This window comes from Bacillus sp. DC4300-2b2, from assembly GCF_049895685.1.
GTDB lineage: Bacteria > Bacillota > Bacilli > Bacillales > Bacillaceae > Bacillus > Bacillus safensis.
Genome location: NZ_JAFCSW010000002.1, coordinates 668,069 through 684,033, shown reverse-complemented (window position 1 = coordinate 684,033; position 15,965 = coordinate 668,069). Strand labels below are relative to the sequence as shown.

The following is a 15,965-nucleotide window of genomic DNA, read 5'->3' as shown; positions in this document are numbered from 1 at the left end:
AATGCTGCACATTGGCGGAAAAACATTCACATCAAGACTATTACTCGGAACAGGGAAGTACCCATCATTTGAGGTTCAAAAAGAAGCGGTGAACGTATCGGAAGCCGAAATTTTAACCTTTGCTGTCAGAAGAATGAACATATTCGAAGCATCTCAGCCTAATTTTTTGGAGCAGCTTGATTTATCAAGATATACGCTGCTTCCGAATACAGCTGGTGCAAGTACAGCAGAAGAAGCAGTGCGTATTGCCCGTTTAGCAAAGGCTTCTGGGCTGTGTGACATGATCAAGGTAGAAGTCATTGGCTGTTCAAGGTCTCTTTTGCCAGATCCAGTTGAAACATTAAAAGCATCTGAAATGCTGCTCGAAGAAGGATTTATCGTACTGCCATATACATCAGATGATGTGGTGCTGGCAAGAAAATTAGAAGAACTCGGTGTCCATGCCATCATGCCTGGTGCTTCTCCAATTGGTTCAGGCCAAGGCTTACTAAACCCTTTGAATCTCTCATTTATTATCGAGCAGGCGAAGGTGCCGGTCATTATTGATGCTGGCGTAGGTTCTCCGAAGGATGCAGCTTATGCGATGGAGCTTGGAGCTGACGCAGTATTACTAAATACCGCTGTCTCTGGTGCAAAGGATCCTGTGAAAATGGCAAAAGCAATGAAACTGGCGATTGAATCAGGAAGACTAGGCTATGAGGCAGGACGTATTCCGCTGAAAAACTATGGGACAGCGAGTAGTCCACAGGAAGGAATGCCTTCATTTTGAGCACTCGTTATTCACGCCAAGAGCTTTTTCAGCCTATTGGAATAGAGGGACAAAAGCGGCTAAATGACTCAAAGGCGGTCATTATTGGAGCGGGGGCACTTGGAACGGCTAGTGCAGAAATGCTCGTTCGTGCCGGCGTTGGATCTGTCACTATTTTGGACCGAGATTATATTGAATGGAGCAATCTTCAGCGCCAGCAGCTTTACACGGAGCAAGACGTGAAGGATCGGCTGCCAAAGGCTGTGGCGGCTGAAAAAAGACTCAAGCAAGTAAACAGTGACGTGCACGTCAAAGGCATCGTGATCGATGTGACTGCTCACAATATTGACGAACTGGTCAGCGGAGCTTCGATCATTGTCGATGCAGCGGATAATTTTGAGGTAAGAATGATTGCAAATGATGCCGCTGTCAAACACCAAATTCCGTTCCTTTATGGGGCCTGTGTAGCCAGTTATGGTATTCAATTTACTGTGATTCCTGGTGAGACGCCGTGTTTACACTGTCTGCTTGAACATTTACCTGCACAAGGTATGACTTGTGATACAGCAGGTATCATTAGTCCAGTTGTGCAGCAGGTGGCCGCATATCAAGTGGCAGATGCACTTAAATATTTAACAGGACATCAAGTGACGCCAATATTAAAATCCTTCGATTTATGGAAAAATGAACGGTCTGACATTCGGTCGACTGCATCTTTAAAGAAGAAGCAATGTCCAAGCTGTGGACTGAAGACGTATCCATTTCTTTCATATGACAAGAGAGCGAAGGCAGATGTACTATGCGGCCGCAATACGGTACAAATTCGCAGTGCAGCAGAAACCCCGCCGCCTTTACATGAAGTAGCTCTTCGGTTAAAGAAAGCAGGGATGGATGTGCTTGAAAATCCATATTTGCTTTCATGTCAAAAGGATGAATTTAAGCTTGTCTTATTTAAAGATGGCAGAGCGCTTGTTCATGGAACCAATGATATTGCCAAAGCAAGAACGATTTATCATCAATGGATTGGCTAATGAGAGGTGTGAAGAAATGACGATCAAAAAAGCATTCACAATCGCGGGTTCTGATTCTGGCGGCGGAGCAGGCATTCAGGCAGATTTGAAAACTTTTCAGGAGCTCGGTGTGTATGGAATGTCTGCAATCACAGCGATTACTGCGCAAAACACACTAGGTGTTCACGGGATATACCCGCTTTCAATTGAGGCGTTAGAGCGTCAAATAGATGCAGTGGCAGAAGATTTACTGCCAGATGCCGTCAAAACAGGGATGCTGTGGAGTGCAGACATGATCAAGATCGTAGCGGAAAAAACGGTTCAATATGATATGAAGCTGATTGTAGATCCAGTCATGATCGCAAAAGGAGGAGCCTCTTTATTAAATGAAGATGCGGTCGCTGCGATGAAAACACACTTGCTGCCTGTGAGCTATGCTGTAACGCCGAATCTTCCTGAGGCAGAAGTACTGTCAGGTTTACGTATTCAGACGAAAGAGGATCGCTATCTGGCAGCAGAGCGCCTTTATGAGCTCGGTACGAAACATGTCGTGATCAAAGGCGGCCATGGTCCATCTGAGGGGATGATTACAGACCTGCTGTATGATGGAAAAGGCTTTATTGAAATCACAAATGAACATATTGATACACCACATACACATGGCACAGGCTGCACGTTTGCAGCAGCATTAACAGCTGAAGTTGCGAAAGGTTATTCGATAAAGGAAGCCTTTGAAACAGCAGAAACCTTTGTCCATGAAGCGATCAAATTCCCTTTACGAATTGGATCTGGACACGGGCCTACGAACCATTTTGCTTATCAGCAGAACAGAATCAAACGTTAAGGGAATCGAACCGTCTTCCTTGTGAGGGCGGTTTTTTTGCGAAAATGAAACTTTCTTTCAGAGGAAATTGTCATTCTCTTATGATCTGTGATAATATTATGATCAGGTACTAATACTATGTCTTGAAAAAATAGGAGGCTTTATTACATATGAACTTTTCTTTAGAAGGCCGTAATATCGTGGTGATGGGTGTTGCCAATAAACGAAGCATCGCTTGGGGAATTGCCCGCTCACTTCATGAAGCTGGAGCTCGTTTGATTTTTACTTATGTTGGAGATCGTCTTGCTGAATCGGTAAAAGAGCTTGCAAGCACACTTGAGCGTGATGATTCAATTATTCTTCCATGTGATGTGACAAGTGATGAAGAAATCGAAAAATGTTTTGCTGAAATTAAAGAAAAAGTACAAGTCATTCATGGCGTTGCGCATGCCATTGCATTTGCAAATAAGGAAGAGCTTGTTGGCGAATACTTGAACACGAATCGTGAAGGTTTCCTTTTGGCGCACAACATTAGTGCATACTCATTAACTGCTGTAGCAAAAGCAGCACGTCCATTAATGACAGAGGGTGGAAGCATTGTGACGCTTACATACCTAGGCGGAGAGCGTGTTGTATCTAACTACAACGTAATGGGTGTAGCGAAAGCATCACTTGAAGCAAGTGTGAAATATTTAGCAGCTGATTTAGGCGCAGAAGGCATCCGCGTGAACAGTATTTCTGCTGGTCCAATTCGTACGTTATCTGCAAAAGGCATCAGCGGCTTTAATACCATTCTGAAGGATATTGAAGAGCGTGCACCGCTTCGCCGTACAACAACTCCTGAAGAAGTTGGCGATACAGCTCTATTCTTATTCAGTGATCTATCTCGCGGCATGACAGGTGAGAATCTGCATGTTGATTCTGGCTTCCATATCATTGCCCGCTAAACGAATACATGACTTGCAGCATACCGATGAAGGGTATGCTGTTTTTTTATTTTTCTTCTGATTTGAGCCCTCCGTTCATATATATAAGGAATGAATCATTCGGGAGGGATTAGTATGTCAAATAAAGGTGATGAGAATCAAAAGCCGCTGATGTATATTGTTCAGCCGAGCTATCATGAATCAAAGCCGGCCATGCAAAATATTGTGAGAAAGCGAAAAAAATCAGAAAAACAGTCAGAAAGTGATCACAATGCAAAAGGCGAGATCGAAGAAAGCACGCAGCAGGAGCCTGCGGTTCAAGAAATAGAGCAGAAAAAAGAAGCCGATCCGCCTGCACTTCAGCAAGATCGAGATATAAAACAAGAAGCCGAGTTTACAGAAGAACGAGAGATCGCACAAGAGGCTGAGCTTGCAGAGGAACAACAGAATACACAAGAAACCGAGCTTACACAGGAACAAGAGAACATACAGGAACCAGAGCTCATACAAAAGCAAGAGCCTCAGCAAGAAGAGGGGAACCAGCCAGAAGGTGTCTTTCATGAAACAAAAGAAGAACCAAGAAGAAAACGAGTGAAAAAGCCTTTAAGTCAGATGAGTATTGATGAAAAAGTCGATTTTCTCACAAGGCTGCCTCATAATATGCCAAGAGCTCTTTGTCTGATTGAAGCTGATGGTAAAACATATAGAGGAATCATTATGGATAGAAAAGATGATAATGTGATCATTCGTACAGCAGGCGGGGGGAATCCAGTCGAATTAGCGATTGCTGAGATTTCTTCCATCCACCCGCTTGGTTTTTAACAAAGAAAAAAAGTCCCATATAGGGACTTTTTTTGTTAGCAGTTACGGTTGATGAGTCTTGGGTTTAGGCATTCGATTGCGCAGAAGCAGTCAAGGTCTACTTCAATGCAATATTTTGATTTTTCTAATCGGAACACATCACATAAGGAATCTTTATCTGTAAAATCTAAAATATGACGGTCTTTGTCAAATGCGATAAGCAAGCTGAGAGTTGCGCAGTGATCAGAGATGTGTTCGACTCTGAAAAATGCAGTGCTGAAGCAAGGGCCTGGATCTACTTCTCCGACGTTTCCGAATGCGACGAATGGTTTTGATTTGGATGTAAAGAGAACAAATGGGACAGTGTCACCTAAAGAATGTGATGGAGAAAGGAGATTGCTGTAACAGCTGGTCGGGCAATCTTCTTCGACGGCATTTTGTAAGTCGTGAATGTTTTCAACAGCCTCTGCTACACAGTTCCATGAATGTTTGCGGCTCATATTCAACCCTCCTATACTAGGAAATTTGTTTGAGTGTTTGAGCACTGTTATCATCTACAAGCTATTTTTGCCGGTTCGTGCATCTACTTTTAACCAATGCGGAAGCGGCCGCTACTTCTGCCGACTGCTCCGCATAATTGGCTGTCATTCGTAAGGAAGGGGATGCTTTGACTCATGACAAGTTAGATGATCGGCCTGTTGATTTAGCCGTGGTGATGATGCTTTTTATCTTTCGATGGCATGACTCTGTCGACAAGCTCTGGGTTTAAGCATTGGATTGCGCAGAAGCAGTTTAAATCAACCTCAATACAAAAGTCCGTTTTTTCTAGACCAAAGAAGTCAGGGTCACAAGGGTGACACACGCTTAGCGTATGTCCGTGTACATCAACAGGTCTTAATACAGATAACGTAGCACAGCAGTCGTGTAATTTTTCAACCCGGAAGAAAATAGATTCGAAGCATTGGCAATCGTCAACGAATCCTCCAATGTTTCCGAAAGTAGAGAACAACCCGCCCTTTTTATCAAAAAGTAAAAACGGAATCGTATCTTTTCCAGAAACTGTTGGGCTTAATAAATTACTGTAGCAGCTCGTAGGACATTTATCTTCTACAGCTTCCTGCTCTGCTAAAATCTTATCAACCGCATCGCATACACAGTTTTCATCATGTCGGCCATGGTGTTTTCCGCAGCTCATGGATTTCAGCTCCTTTAACAAGGTATTTGACTTTAGTCCTTAACAACATATGTATGCGCCCTCTAGTTGGTGTGGGTAAATGACCATTTATATTTGCTGTATTTTTATAAAAGGAAAAGCAGAGCTTTTCGCTCTGCTTTTGGACATTAGAGGATACCGATTGCAACGATTGTCGCAACAAGAGTTTGTGTAAGTGTTTGGATTGCGATAGAGATGTCCGCATCGATTGTAGATACTGTAACGTTTCTTGAATTTTCGATGACAAGTTTTTGGCGGTTTGTTTGTTTGTGAGTAGCAGCTTGTAAGAGATCCTGCGTGACGCGGTCTGCCAAATCACCGTCTGCGATTGAGATGTTTGTAATGGTGATGATCGCTGTTTGAATCGCTACTTGGATAGATGCTGCAACCTGTGCATCGACAGAAGATACGTTAATGTCACAAGAGTCCCTAACGATAATGACCTCTTCAGATGTCTGCTTTGTGAAGCTTACTTGATCCAAATCTTGTAAGACATCTTCGTCATCATAATAATCGTCACAAAGTGCTTTTCTTTCATAGTTGCAATCGTCGTGGTATCTGTGGTGTCCGTGGTGTCCGTGGTGTGTACAGTTACGATCTAGAGCGACCCAAGAATATGGTTTAGAATCCATTTCTATTCCTCCTTCCGTTTACTTTATTAAATGCTGGAATGCGTTGTTTTGTCTCGGGCATTTACCCTAGCAGGCAACCCATTTTTATTTAATCGTTATTACGCTGCGCATTACGACGCTGCTGAATACGATTTCGAAGTGAATTTCGATTTGGACGTACTTTTGGTTCAGGCACTACTTCTTCTGGCTGTTTTGCTGCCTCAGCCTGCCTTTTTTTCTCCTGCTGCTGTTCTACGAAATCATTTGCTTTCTTTTGTAAGTCCTCGACTAATTTCAAAATCATTTTTCTCTGATCATCTGAAATTTTTGCTTTCTGATCATCAGTGATATTGTTTTTGTTTAACACATCACTGACAAGAAGACTTGTTAATGGATCAATATCCGTATTGATTTGAAACTCCTTTTTTTCGTTCTCTTCAGCCACGATGATTTCACCTCTTTCATACGTCATGTTAGAAAAAGAAAGGGTCAAAGAATGCCGGCTTCAACTAAGAGCACATTCAATGTTTGAGTGAGGATTTGGACGGAGTTCATAATGGATGCATCTGATAATGTAATCGTAATGTTATAGCAGTTGATGATTTGAATCACAGTTTTCTTTTGGACTTCCACTTGTTGCACAGCTAAAAGCTGATCTGTGATGTCAGCAGCCAATTCATCGTCTGGTACAAGAATTTGGATTAAAAGAGTAATGATTGTCGTTACGGTCGCTTGAAGGGAGAGTGCAGCTGTTACATCTGTTTTATGAATTGTGACATTTTCGGAATCTTTGATCTCAATGAAATCATCATAATTGCTGATTAATTCGTTTAACAGTTGTGTATATAATATTTCAGCACTTTCTTCAATAGACAATACTTTCACTCCTTTCTTATCTATACATTATTTAATGCAGCAAGGACTCAAGTTGGAATCAGAAAGTGTGAAAAAGTACAACCCAATTTTATTTCCGCTCGTTCATCATGACGGTCTTTTTTCTTGCATATATAAAGAAAGGACGGAAAAAGAAGAAAGAAGGAGGTGGAGGCTTCTGAGCGGTGCTTTGTCATTTGTCGTGTTTGCCCTCGCATCCTTTAGACTGACGAGACTGATTGTGTTTGATACCATTACTGCGCCATTCCGCCGTCTATTTCATGAAGAACAGGAAGAGGTAAATGAACAAGGTGAGGTCGAAACATATATCATCATTAAAGGTGAAGGACTGCGGTCCTGGGTTGGAGAACTGTTAAGCTGTTATTGGTGTACTGGCATGTGGTGCACTGCTGCCTTACTTCTGATATACATACTTTTTCCTGTCATCAGCATGTGGCTTAATTTACTATTAGCAATTGCCGCAGCAGCAGGCATCATTGAAACGGTCGTCTCGAAGCTTGTGAAATAAACAGGCATTCTGATCAGACACGCTTTCAATAAATGCATATACTATCATGGAACAGGAAAGGAAGGGTTGCGATGAAACCAACTGAAACGCCGTCACATATGCTTCAAGGTTATCCAGCGCAGTCAAATCAACAATCTGTATATACGAAAAAAATCAAGAAAACTGGCTGCGGCTGTGGAAACAAAAAGAAACCTCAATAATAGAAGAGAAAAACAAAAGCCGGATTTATCCGGTTTTTTTGTTGCCCTTTTTTTGAGTGGTGCATATGTAAGAGAGAAGGGGTGACCAGAATGGATGCATTCGAACAATTAATCGGTTCCTTGTTCACTAAACCCCATGATGGGAAAGAACAAGCGCACGAAAAGGCTGAAATGGATCTAACGGATAAAGCGCATGATCTTGAGGAGCACTTAAAAGCATTTGGCGTGAAGATGGAGGCTTTTGCAAAAGAAACAGAAACATTCATGATGCGTCATACAGAGGCAGATTACGTCTTTAAACAGCAGAAATAAAAATTCCGCACTTTTTTATGTGATCGTCCAAACCATTTCTTGCATTTTTCATACTTTGTAAGGGAGAAGAGGAGGTGCTTAAATATGAGTTACGGTTACGGTGGCGGTTCTTGCGGCGGCTACGGTGGTGGCTACGGCGGCGGATATGGATCAACATTTGTTCTTGTTGTCGTGCTTTTCATCCTTCTAATTATCGTTGGTGCTTCTTTCTTTAACTACTAAAAAGTAAGAAGGTGAGGGAAGCAAGGGGGAAGCCTTTTGCTTTCCTTTCTCTTTGGTCAAACAAGGTTTTAGGATAGGCACATATCCCGCCTATTTTCATATAGTAAGGTGATTACTCCACAAAGAGGAGGCAAATGAATGGATAATAAATTCTTTAAAAGCGTAGAAAACAAAACCGGTGTGAATATGAATGATGTGTTTAAACTTGCAGGTTCTTTGCAAAATGCCAACTTTAAAGATGAGAATACCGTTCGAGGTGTCATTAAAAAAGTAGCGCAACTTGCGAACAAACGTGTACCTAAAGAAATGGAAGACAAAATCGTTCAATCCATTACAAGTGGAAAAGAAAAGCTTGATTTCAATACAATCGCTAAAATGATGAATAACAAAAAATAAACAACAGGCTCTCCGTTTAAAGGGGGGCCTGTTGTTTTTGCGCAAATAATTCACGGTTTTTCTTTAGAAGAGGATACAAAAATCGAGAACGATGAGCCGTTTTTCCTCGTCTAAATGAAGGAACAGACAGATAAAGAGATTGTTCAGCTCTTGTCATGGCCACGTATAATAAACGGCGCTCTTCTTCCAGCGCTTCTTCATCACCGTTTCTGAGTTCATCCAGTGAGAAATCATGAGGCAGTGCTCCGTCGACTACACAAGTGATGTATACTGTCTGGAATTCAAGTCCCTTTGCGCGGTGGATCGTCATGAGCTGAACACCAGGTTCATCTGTTTTTTCCTTTTCAGCAGACTTCATATGTTCGGCATGTGCGAGAAAGGCTTCAATCGATTCAAAGCGTTTGGCAGCTGTTTTCACATCACGTACATCATCTGTCCCTTTTTCAAGTACATTCGTATCGTTCACCCGTTTTTTTAAGTAATCACCGAGTCCCATTTTTTGTTCGATAAATGTCACCGCGTCCGATGGCTTTAATGTTCGTAACGTTCGGAACAAAGGAACGATTGATTGCAGCTTTTTCCGTTGAAACGGCTGTATATCTGTCAGCTTTCCGAGCGCATCTACCATTGAACAATCCTCTGTGATGGTCAGTGCCTTTAGTGTATTCAGCGTTTGCTGCTTTAAAAAGAAAACCGGCAGCAGCTGTTTCATGGCGGCCACATCATCTGCATCCTGACTTAAGGAAAGAAAGGCGAGGAGTACCCGAACAATTCGTCTGCTGTAGAAGGCTTTGACGCCAGCATCCGTTTCATACGGAATGGCCGACTGATGCAGCCGTTCATAAATCGCACGGCCGCCTGTATTCGTTCGAAACAGCACGCAGAAGTCATTCGGATTTGCACCATTTTTAATTTTCTCCTGAATATCTGCGACAATCATCGTCGCTTCCTCTTCTTCATCATATGGATAAAAGAGCGTCGGCGGAATTTTCTCTGCTCGAACGGCTTTTAACGTCTTCTCATAGCGATGCTGATTTTTCTTAATAATCGCATCTGCACTTGCGACAATTGTATGATGAGAGCGGTAATTCGCATGTAAATGGACGATCTGAGCCGAAGGATAATCCTGTTTGAATTCAAGGATGAAAGCAGGATTGCTACCCCTAAATGCGTAAATGGCTTGATCATCATCCCCTACACAAAATAACTGCTCTGATTCTCCGGCTAAAAGCTGAATCAAGCGATATTGCACTGGATTAATATCCTGAAATTCATCCACTAAAATATACTGGAATCGTTCTTGATACCTTTTTAGCAGTTCAGGTTGTTCTGTAAACATATGTAAGCAGGCAATCGCCATATCATCAAAGTCAAATTGCTGATTGTCTCGTTTTTGCTGTTCATATGATTGATAGATCGTCCACATGTGTTTTTCCTTATCATCCTTCAAATCAGGAAGTTCACCTGGTAAAAAGGCATTTTTCCAATAGCCGATGGATTGCAGCACTTGATCAGTAGGGTAGTCTTTCTCATCAAGCCCTTCATTCATTATAGCTTTTCGAATGTATTGCTCCTTTTGCCAGTCAAACTTGATCAGATGCTGGCCGTTCCATTTATTTGCGTCATCGTGAAGCAGCATTTTATAAAAAAGACTGTGGAAGGTACCAGTCACCACTTGGCTGGCTTGTGAAGGATGAAGCTGGTATTGCTTGCGTAGTCTATCTTTCATCTCATTGCTCGCTTTTGTAGTAAAAGTTACGAGTAAAATATGGTGAGCAGGAATATGATGATGGGACATGAGATAAGCCGCTCTAGCCGTCAGGACTCTTGTTTTTCCGCTACCGGCACCAGCCAGCACAAGCATCGGACCATCTAAATGTGTGACAGCTTGGAGCTGCGGTGTGCTAAAGGTGATATGCGGGAAGAGGTCGATCGTATGAACTTGTTCATTCTCTTCTAAATGTAAGGCGTCGCTAAATTGAATCGACTTTGGTTCCTGCCAGTCATATGATTCGTTAGTTTGCGAGATGATCTGTTTGCCGGTTGGAAAACGGAAGCCGCCAAGTTCTTTATAGGAAGCCTTTTCCTCCTGTTCAGCCGCTTGATTATGATCTGCTTGCTCTTCAGCTTGTTCACAAATCTCTTGCTGAGACATATGTTTATGAATAAAGGCAGGTTCATCATGTATATTTAATCTAAAAAAGACCGGTTGTCCGCAATATGGGCAGAATAATTGTCCTTTTTTTCCCTCGTCATGGAGGAATTGATAATGTTCTCTCGAATACGTATGTAATGAGATCGTTCGATCATGTCGTCGTGCGCATTTCAAAGCTAGTCCTCCAATAGTCAATCAATCTTAAAATGAAACACATCTAATCATATCAAATAAGGCGTGTTTCAAACAGTCATAATTAGGGAATAGTAGAATAGAAGAGAAGCAAAGGAGGCGTTCTTGATGGGATATATAGCCCCGATTCAGCCGGATCTGTATTTTCAATATATCAATCGTCCAGCTCCTCAGGATAAAGAAGACTATGCGAAAGTAACCAAGGTTACTCGCACCTTTCATGACAAGATTTACAGAGAGCTGGAGAAAAAAGAGGACTTAATGACAGAAGCGGAAACGAAAGTACAGCAAAAAAAGCGGGAACGCTTTGTACGAGATATGTTTATGGAGGAAGGCAAGGGTGTTCATATCAATACGTATATATAAATGATTGCGCTTTCTTCCATTGTCGAACGATAATGAAAAAGAAAAAGCCAGGGCATCTTGAATGCTCTGGCTTTTCTTTTGGTCAAACAGACAGTGTTTTTGTCATTTTGACATGTGTGATTCCCGCTTCTTCAAAAGGTTCAGAAACCACTTTGTAGCCTTTCTTTTCGTAGAACGGAAGAGCATGGACTTGCGCATGCATCACCGCTTCTTTTGCCCCATTAGCAATTGCTTCTGATTCTAGCGCTTCTAATAGCTTGTGGCCAAGGCCGAAGGAGCGCGCCTCTTTTAACACACAAATTCGTTCAAGCTTTGCCTTTGATCCCTCATCAATGATCCGCAGTCTAGCAGCCGCCTGAGGCATTTTGTCATCATTGTAAATGACAAAATGGGTGGCTTTGTCCTCTAGTTCATCTATTTCGATCTCTACTGGAACTTCTTGTTCTTTGACGAATACTTCTTTTCGAACGTAATATGCATCTTCTCGTTGTGTTTGTTCTGTTGCGATGACTGTTTTCAAATGTCTTTAACCCTCTTCTCCTAAAATAAATGTTTCATAGACGGTCCAAGACCCGTTCTCTAATTGATATAAAAGGTGGAAGCGATCCACTGTTTCTTCATGGTCAATCTTTCTCAGCTTTAATGTGCCAAGTACGTCTGAATGCTCATCATCTGATAGTTTTTGAGCCACTGTCACATGCGGAACAAAGGCATATTCAGGTGTACCAGCAAGTGGCTCTGTGTACAATCTTTCATTGAGCGCCATGATGTCCTCGTTCGGTTCTACTTTCATATAAATGACGTTGTTTACAGGAGCGAATGAACTGAATTTTTTAATACGTAACGTAATAGGAGAAGCATTTTTTGCATAATCTCTTAACGTTGAGACGACCTCAGCCGCTTCTAGATCCGTTAATTCAAAAGGTGTTCTTAATGTTAAATGAGGCGGTATGAGTGCATAGTTCGGATCATAACGCTTCCGGTAAGAGTTCGCAATATCTTGCAATTTTTTCGATGGAAATATAACAACTCCGTATTTCATCATGTTCCCTCCTGAATAAGAAAGTATTTATTATTGTTTATTATAACAAAATTCAGTTGATTAACGAATATGGGAGCATTCTTTTTAACGAAGGCGCAATGAGCGGCTGCCAAAACGTCCATTTATGATCCCCTTCGAATGTCTCAAATAAATAATCTGCTCCAGATTGTTCAAGAAGGGCCTTTAAATCTTCGTTCGGCTGAACAAAATCAAGCACCTGGCCATCTGTTGTTTTTACAGCGGTCTCCTCCAGCCCAATTTGATGGATAATGGCATAATGAGAAAGAGCTGTCGACTGTTTGACGGCTTCTAGAACCGACTCGTCAACGTAAGGGGACTGCAAAATCAGCCCGCCAAATAAAGAAGGATAATAAATGGCTGTCATGAGGGAAATCGTCGCACCCAGTGAATCACCAATAAACGTACGTCCTGAACCAATTTGATAGGTTGGATAGTGTTTATCAATATAAGGAACCAGTTCATTGGCTAAAAAGCGTTTATACGCTTCAAACTTTGTGCCGTCTGGATGATACGTGTTCCGTCTTTCCGTGACATTTTCATAAGGGACACCAATGATAATCGAGCGTTCCATTTCTTTGTTCTGCATCAATTCTTCTGCCTGTCTGCCTATTTTGCCTAGGCGGAAATAATCATGACCATCCTGGGCAATGATGACATGATATGTATAAAGGGGGGAGTAATTGACTGGCAAATAGATCAAAATGGTCATGTCCGCCCCAAGTTCTTTTGACTGTAAGGTTTCTTCTTGAATGATTCCTGTTTTCTTCACCATAATCCATTCCTCCAGCTAACCAAATTCATCATAAAGTGAAACGTTTCCATTCATTGTAACACGAAAAACAGCGTTGTTCCTATATGCTAACATGCAATCAAACCGTATAATATCGATTCTGTTATAAAATACAGAAAATTTTAATTAATCATGACATTTCCCCTTGAAAAATGAGATTTAATGGGTTACAGTATTAAGAATTAGAACAGACTGACAACACATTCTTATCGTGAGAGGTGGAGGGACTGGCCCTTTGAAACCTCAGCAACCGGTATGCATCACTTCATGTGATGTACCAAGGTGCTAAATCCAGCAAGCAGCTTTTTTGCTTGGAAGATAAGAGGAAGCGATTAAACCCCTTCTTCTTATGAAGAAGGGGTTTTCTGTTTTGAAATCAGATTTTTACTTAGGATGGTGTCAAATGACAGAACATGTGGAAACGAAATTAGCGCAGATTGGAAACCGTAGCGAAGAGGTGACTGGTACGGTCAGTCCTCCCGTTTATCTTTCGACAGCATACAGACATAGAGGTATAGGGGAATCTACAGGATTTGATTACATTCGAACGAAAAACCCAACAAGACAGCTCGTAGAGGATGCAATTGCTTCACTCGAAGAAGGGACGGCCGGTTTTGCCTTCAGTTCGGGAATGGCTGCGATTCAAACGATCATGGCTCTATTTGAAAGCGGAGATGAACTCATCGTCTCATCAGACCTATATGGCGGTACATACCGTTTGTTTGAAAACGAATGGAAAAAGTACGGCTTGCGTTTTCTTTATGATGATTTTTCAGATGAAGACTGTTTACGCTCTAAAATTACGCCAAACACAAAAGCGGTCTTTATTGAAACACCGACAAATCCATTGATGCAGGAAGCAGATATTCAAAAAATAGCGAAGATTGCAAAAGAGCATGGCGCTTTGGTGATTGTCGATAATACCTTTTACACACCAGTCTTACAAAAGCCGATTACGCTTGGAGCAGACATTGTCATTCATAGCGCAACCAAATATTTAGGCGGACATAACGATGTTCTTGCAGGGCTTGTGGTCACAAAAGGAGAGCAGCTGTCTGAAGACATGTTCCAGCATCAAAACGCGATTGGAGCGGTTCTATCACCATTTGACTCATGGCTTTTAATGAGAGGAATGAAAACACTGGCTCTTAGAATGCGCCAGCACGAGGCAAATGCGAAGGAGCTGGCACATTTTTTAGAAAAGCAGCCAGAAATTCAAGATGTCCTTTATCCAGGAAAGGGAGGCATGCTGTCATTTCGAGTAGCTAAAGAGGACTGGGTCAATCCATTTTTAAAGCAGCTAAAAACGATTTGTTTTGCTGAAAGCCTTGGTGGAGTCGAAAGCTTCATTACGTATCCTGCAACGCAAACGCACATGGATATCCCAGAAGAAATTCGCATTGCAAACGGTGTATGTAACAAGCTGCTCCGTTTCTCTGTTGGCATCGAGCATGTAGATGACTTGAAAGCAGACCTGAAACAGGCACTATCACAAGTAAAAGAGGAGGTACACGCCAAATGACCACAGATTGGACACTCGAAACACAACTCGTTCATAATGCGTTTAAAACAGACCGTTCAACAGGTGCAGTCAGTGTACCGATTCAGCATGCATCCACCTTTCATCAAAGCAGCTTCGATGAATTTGGCCAATATGACTACTCGAGATCGGGGACTCCGACACGTCAAGCATTAGAGGATACGATTGCGGCGCTGGAAGGAGGAACGAGAGGGCTTGCCTTTGCATCAGGCATGGCAGCCATTTCAACTGCTTTTCTTCTATTATCTAAGGGAGATCACGTGCTTGTCACAAGAGATGTGTATGGCGGGACTTTCCGAATGATCACTCAAGTTCTGTCGAGATTTGGAATTGAGCATACCTTTGTGGATATGACGGATTTGAATGAAGTCAAAAGAGGCATTCAATCAAATACAAAGGTCATTTACATGGAAACACCGTCAAATCCAACACTAGGCATTACAGATATTGAAGGTGTCGTACAGATTGCGAAAGAGCATGACTGTTTGACTTTCTTAGATAATACGTTTTTAACGCCTGCCCTTCAGCGTCCGCTGGACCTTGGTGTGGATGTTGTTCTGCATAGTGCAACGAAATTTTTAAGCGGCCACAGTGATGTGCTGTCAGGCTTAGCTGTGGTGAAAGATGAGAAGCTGGGAGACGAACTCTATTCACTGCAAAACTCCTTCGGTGCGGTCCTTGGTGTGCAGGATTGCTGGCTCGTGTTAAGAGGATTAAAAACTCTTCAGGTTAGATTAGAAAAAGCTAGTCAAACGGCCTTCGAGCTAGCTTCATTTCTTAAAGAACATCCTGCGGTCAAAAAAGTATACTACCCAGGCTTAGATGATCACCCGGGTGCAGATATTCAGCGAAAGCAGGCAAGCGGAGCAGGGGCTGTTCTCTCATTTGAACTAGAAAAACAAGCGGCAGTCAAAGAATTGGTGGATGCCGTCACATTACCTGTATTCGCCGTCAGCCTCGGCGCAGTCGAATCGATTCTGTCATATCCAGCCAAAATGTCACATGCAGCTATGCCAAAAGAAGAAAGAGAAAAAAGAGGGATTACAGATGGGCTGCTTCGTTTAAGTGTCGGAGTTGAAAACGGAGAAGACCTCAAACGTGACTTCAAACAAGCACTCGATCAACTAAAACCTGTTCTTGTGAACCAATCATAAAGAAGGAGAGAAAAAAGCCGGCACAGCCGCCGGCTTTTTGA

Annotated in this window: 22 protein-coding genes and 1 riboswitch; of the genes, 13 read left to right on the top strand and 9 right to left on the bottom strand. The window is 42.2% G+C overall.

Annotated features, from left to right (window positions below; genetic code table 11):
- The first annotated feature begins 1 nt into the window (after position 1).
- The 5 genes from ACP69X_RS08480 to ACP69X_RS08460 all read left to right on the top strand — a co-directional run bounded on the left by ACP69X_RS08480 (position 2) and on the right by ACP69X_RS08460 (position 4,329).
- Entirely contained in the window at positions 2–769 is a 768-nt protein-coding gene (locus ACP69X_RS08480; RefSeq protein WP_034282033.1) for a thiazole synthase, read from the top strand.
- Positions 766–1,779 carry a thiazole biosynthesis adenylyltransferase ThiF gene (locus ACP69X_RS08475; protein WP_041089865.1) on the top strand — a complete coding sequence of 338 codons (1,014 nt, stop codon included), beginning with the start codon at positions 766–768 and terminating at the stop codon, positions 1,777–1,779. Before ACP69X_RS08480 ends, ACP69X_RS08475 begins: the two co-directional genes overlap by 4 nt.
- A 16-nt stretch (positions 1,780–1,795) precedes the next feature.
- Positions 1,796–2,602, top strand: a complete 807-nt coding sequence (gene thiD, locus ACP69X_RS08470) for a bifunctional hydroxymethylpyrimidine kinase/phosphomethylpyrimidine kinase (protein WP_269103934.1) — start codon at positions 1,796–1,798, stop codon at positions 2,600–2,602.
- 149 nt (positions 2,603–2,751) lie between these two features.
- A complete protein-coding gene (fabI, locus tag ACP69X_RS08465) occupies positions 2,752–3,528 on the top strand; it encodes an enoyl-ACP reductase FabI (RefSeq protein WP_039177844.1) in 777 nt (258 codons plus the stop codon).
- A 114-nt stretch (positions 3,529–3,642) separates the two neighbouring features.
- Positions 3,643–4,329 carry a CotO family spore coat protein gene (locus tag ACP69X_RS08460; protein ID WP_075611253.1) on the top strand — a complete coding sequence of 229 codons (687 nt, stop codon included), beginning with the start codon at positions 3,643–3,645 and terminating at the stop codon, positions 4,327–4,329.
- Positions 4,330–4,364: 35 nt separating this feature from the next.
- Here ACP69X_RS08460 and ACP69X_RS08455 read toward each other — a convergent pair whose 3' ends face one another.
- From ACP69X_RS08455 to ACP69X_RS08435, 5 genes are all read right to left on the bottom strand, one after another.
- A complete protein-coding gene (locus ACP69X_RS08455; RefSeq protein WP_039177847.1) occupies positions 4,365–4,808 on the bottom strand; it encodes a CotY/CotZ family spore coat protein in 444 nt (147 codons plus the stop codon).
- 203 nt (positions 4,809–5,011) lie between these two features.
- The gene (locus ACP69X_RS08450) at positions 5,012–5,503 is read right to left on the bottom strand and encodes a CotY/CotZ family spore coat protein (protein ID WP_003211658.1); all 492 of its coding nucleotides are present in this window, start codon (positions 5,501–5,503) and stop codon (positions 5,012–5,014) included.
- Positions 5,504–5,649: 146 nt separating this feature from the next.
- Positions 5,650–6,153, bottom strand: a complete 504-nt coding sequence (locus tag ACP69X_RS08445; RefSeq protein WP_073979836.1) for a spore coat protein — start codon at positions 6,151–6,153, stop codon at positions 5,650–5,652.
- Between the two features lie 88 nt (positions 6,154–6,241).
- The gene (locus tag ACP69X_RS08440; protein WP_039183064.1) at positions 6,242–6,577 is read right to left on the bottom strand and encodes a hypothetical protein; all 336 of its coding nucleotides are present in this window, start codon (positions 6,575–6,577) and stop codon (positions 6,242–6,244) included.
- 44 nt (positions 6,578–6,621) lie between these two features.
- The gene (locus tag ACP69X_RS08435; protein WP_224426357.1) at positions 6,622–7,017 is read right to left on the bottom strand and encodes a spore coat protein; all 396 of its coding nucleotides are present in this window, start codon (positions 7,015–7,017) and stop codon (positions 6,622–6,624) included.
- 166 nt (positions 7,018–7,183) lie between these two features.
- Here ACP69X_RS08435 and ACP69X_RS08430 point away from each other — a divergent pair, with 166 nt between their 5' ends.
- The 5 genes from ACP69X_RS08430 to ACP69X_RS08410 all read left to right on the top strand — a co-directional run bounded on the left by ACP69X_RS08430 (position 7,184) and on the right by ACP69X_RS08410 (position 8,664).
- The gene (locus tag ACP69X_RS08430) at positions 7,184–7,534 is read left to right on the top strand and encodes a DUF1360 domain-containing protein (RefSeq protein WP_047201814.1); all 351 of its coding nucleotides are present in this window, start codon (positions 7,184–7,186) and stop codon (positions 7,532–7,534) included.
- Between the two features lie 71 nt (positions 7,535–7,605).
- On the top strand, positions 7,606–7,734 hold the full coding sequence (locus tag ACP69X_RS08425; protein WP_254967544.1) for a hypothetical protein: 129 nt from the start codon (positions 7,606–7,608) through the stop codon (positions 7,732–7,734).
- 90 nt (positions 7,735–7,824) lie between these two features.
- Entirely contained in the window at positions 7,825–8,046 is a 222-nt protein-coding gene (locus ACP69X_RS08420; RefSeq protein ID WP_073979835.1) for a hypothetical protein, read from the top strand.
- Positions 8,047–8,130: 84 nt separating this feature from the next.
- The gene (locus ACP69X_RS08415) at positions 8,131–8,268 is read left to right on the top strand and encodes a YjcZ family sporulation protein (RefSeq protein ID WP_024426457.1); all 138 of its coding nucleotides are present in this window, start codon (positions 8,131–8,133) and stop codon (positions 8,266–8,268) included.
- A 138-nt stretch (positions 8,269–8,406) separates the two neighbouring features.
- Entirely contained in the window at positions 8,407–8,664 is a 258-nt protein-coding gene (locus ACP69X_RS08410; protein ID WP_008348417.1) for a stage VI sporulation protein F, read from the top strand.
- Between the two features lie 16 nt (positions 8,665–8,680).
- On the opposite strand, the gene ACP69X_RS08405 is transcribed toward ACP69X_RS08410, so the two are convergent.
- Positions 8,681–10,993, bottom strand: coding sequence for a UvrD-helicase domain-containing protein (locus tag ACP69X_RS08405; protein WP_426052590.1), 2,313 nt, complete (start codon positions 10,991–10,993; stop codon positions 8,681–8,683).
- Between the two features lie 126 nt (positions 10,994–11,119).
- Here ACP69X_RS08405 and ACP69X_RS08400 point away from each other — a divergent pair, with 126 nt between their 5' ends.
- Positions 11,120–11,377 carry a hypothetical protein gene (locus ACP69X_RS08400; protein ID WP_073979833.1) on the top strand — a complete coding sequence of 86 codons (258 nt, stop codon included), beginning with the start codon at positions 11,120–11,122 and terminating at the stop codon, positions 11,375–11,377.
- 82 nt (positions 11,378–11,459) lie between these two features.
- Here ACP69X_RS08400 and ACP69X_RS08395 read toward each other — a convergent pair whose 3' ends face one another.
- The 3 genes from ACP69X_RS08395 to ACP69X_RS08385 are packed head-to-tail and all read right to left on the bottom strand — an operon-like array spanning position 11,460 to position 13,212.
- Entirely contained in the window at positions 11,460–11,897 is a 438-nt protein-coding gene (locus ACP69X_RS08395) for a GNAT family N-acetyltransferase (protein WP_041089882.1), read from the bottom strand.
- A gap of 6 nt (positions 11,898–11,903) precedes the next feature.
- Positions 11,904–12,419 (bottom strand): YjcG family protein, encoded by a 516-nt coding sequence (locus tag ACP69X_RS08390; RefSeq protein ID WP_338527633.1) that lies wholly within the window; start codon positions 12,417–12,419, stop codon positions 11,904–11,906.
- 52 nt (positions 12,420–12,471) lie between these two features.
- Positions 12,472–13,212 carry an alpha/beta hydrolase gene (locus ACP69X_RS08385; RefSeq protein ID WP_426052589.1) on the bottom strand — a complete coding sequence of 247 codons (741 nt, stop codon included), beginning with the start codon at positions 13,210–13,212 and terminating at the stop codon, positions 12,472–12,474.
- A gap of 221 nt (positions 13,213–13,433) precedes the next feature.
- Positions 13,434–13,555: riboswitch (SAM riboswitch) on the top strand.
- A gap of 78 nt (positions 13,556–13,633) precedes the next feature.
- Here ACP69X_RS08385 and ACP69X_RS08380 point away from each other — a divergent pair.
- Together ACP69X_RS08380 and metC are read left to right on the top strand one after the other, a co-directional pair.
- Entirely contained in the window at positions 13,634–14,752 is a 1,119-nt protein-coding gene (locus tag ACP69X_RS08380) for a methionine biosynthesis PLP-dependent protein (RefSeq protein ID WP_269103914.1), read from the top strand.
- Entirely contained in the window at positions 14,749–15,924 is a 1,176-nt protein-coding gene (metC, locus tag ACP69X_RS08375) for a cystathionine beta-lyase (RefSeq protein ID WP_426052588.1), read from the top strand. The genes ACP69X_RS08380 and metC overlap by 4 nt, the downstream gene beginning before the upstream one ends.
- Positions 15,925–15,965 lie beyond the last annotated feature (41 nt).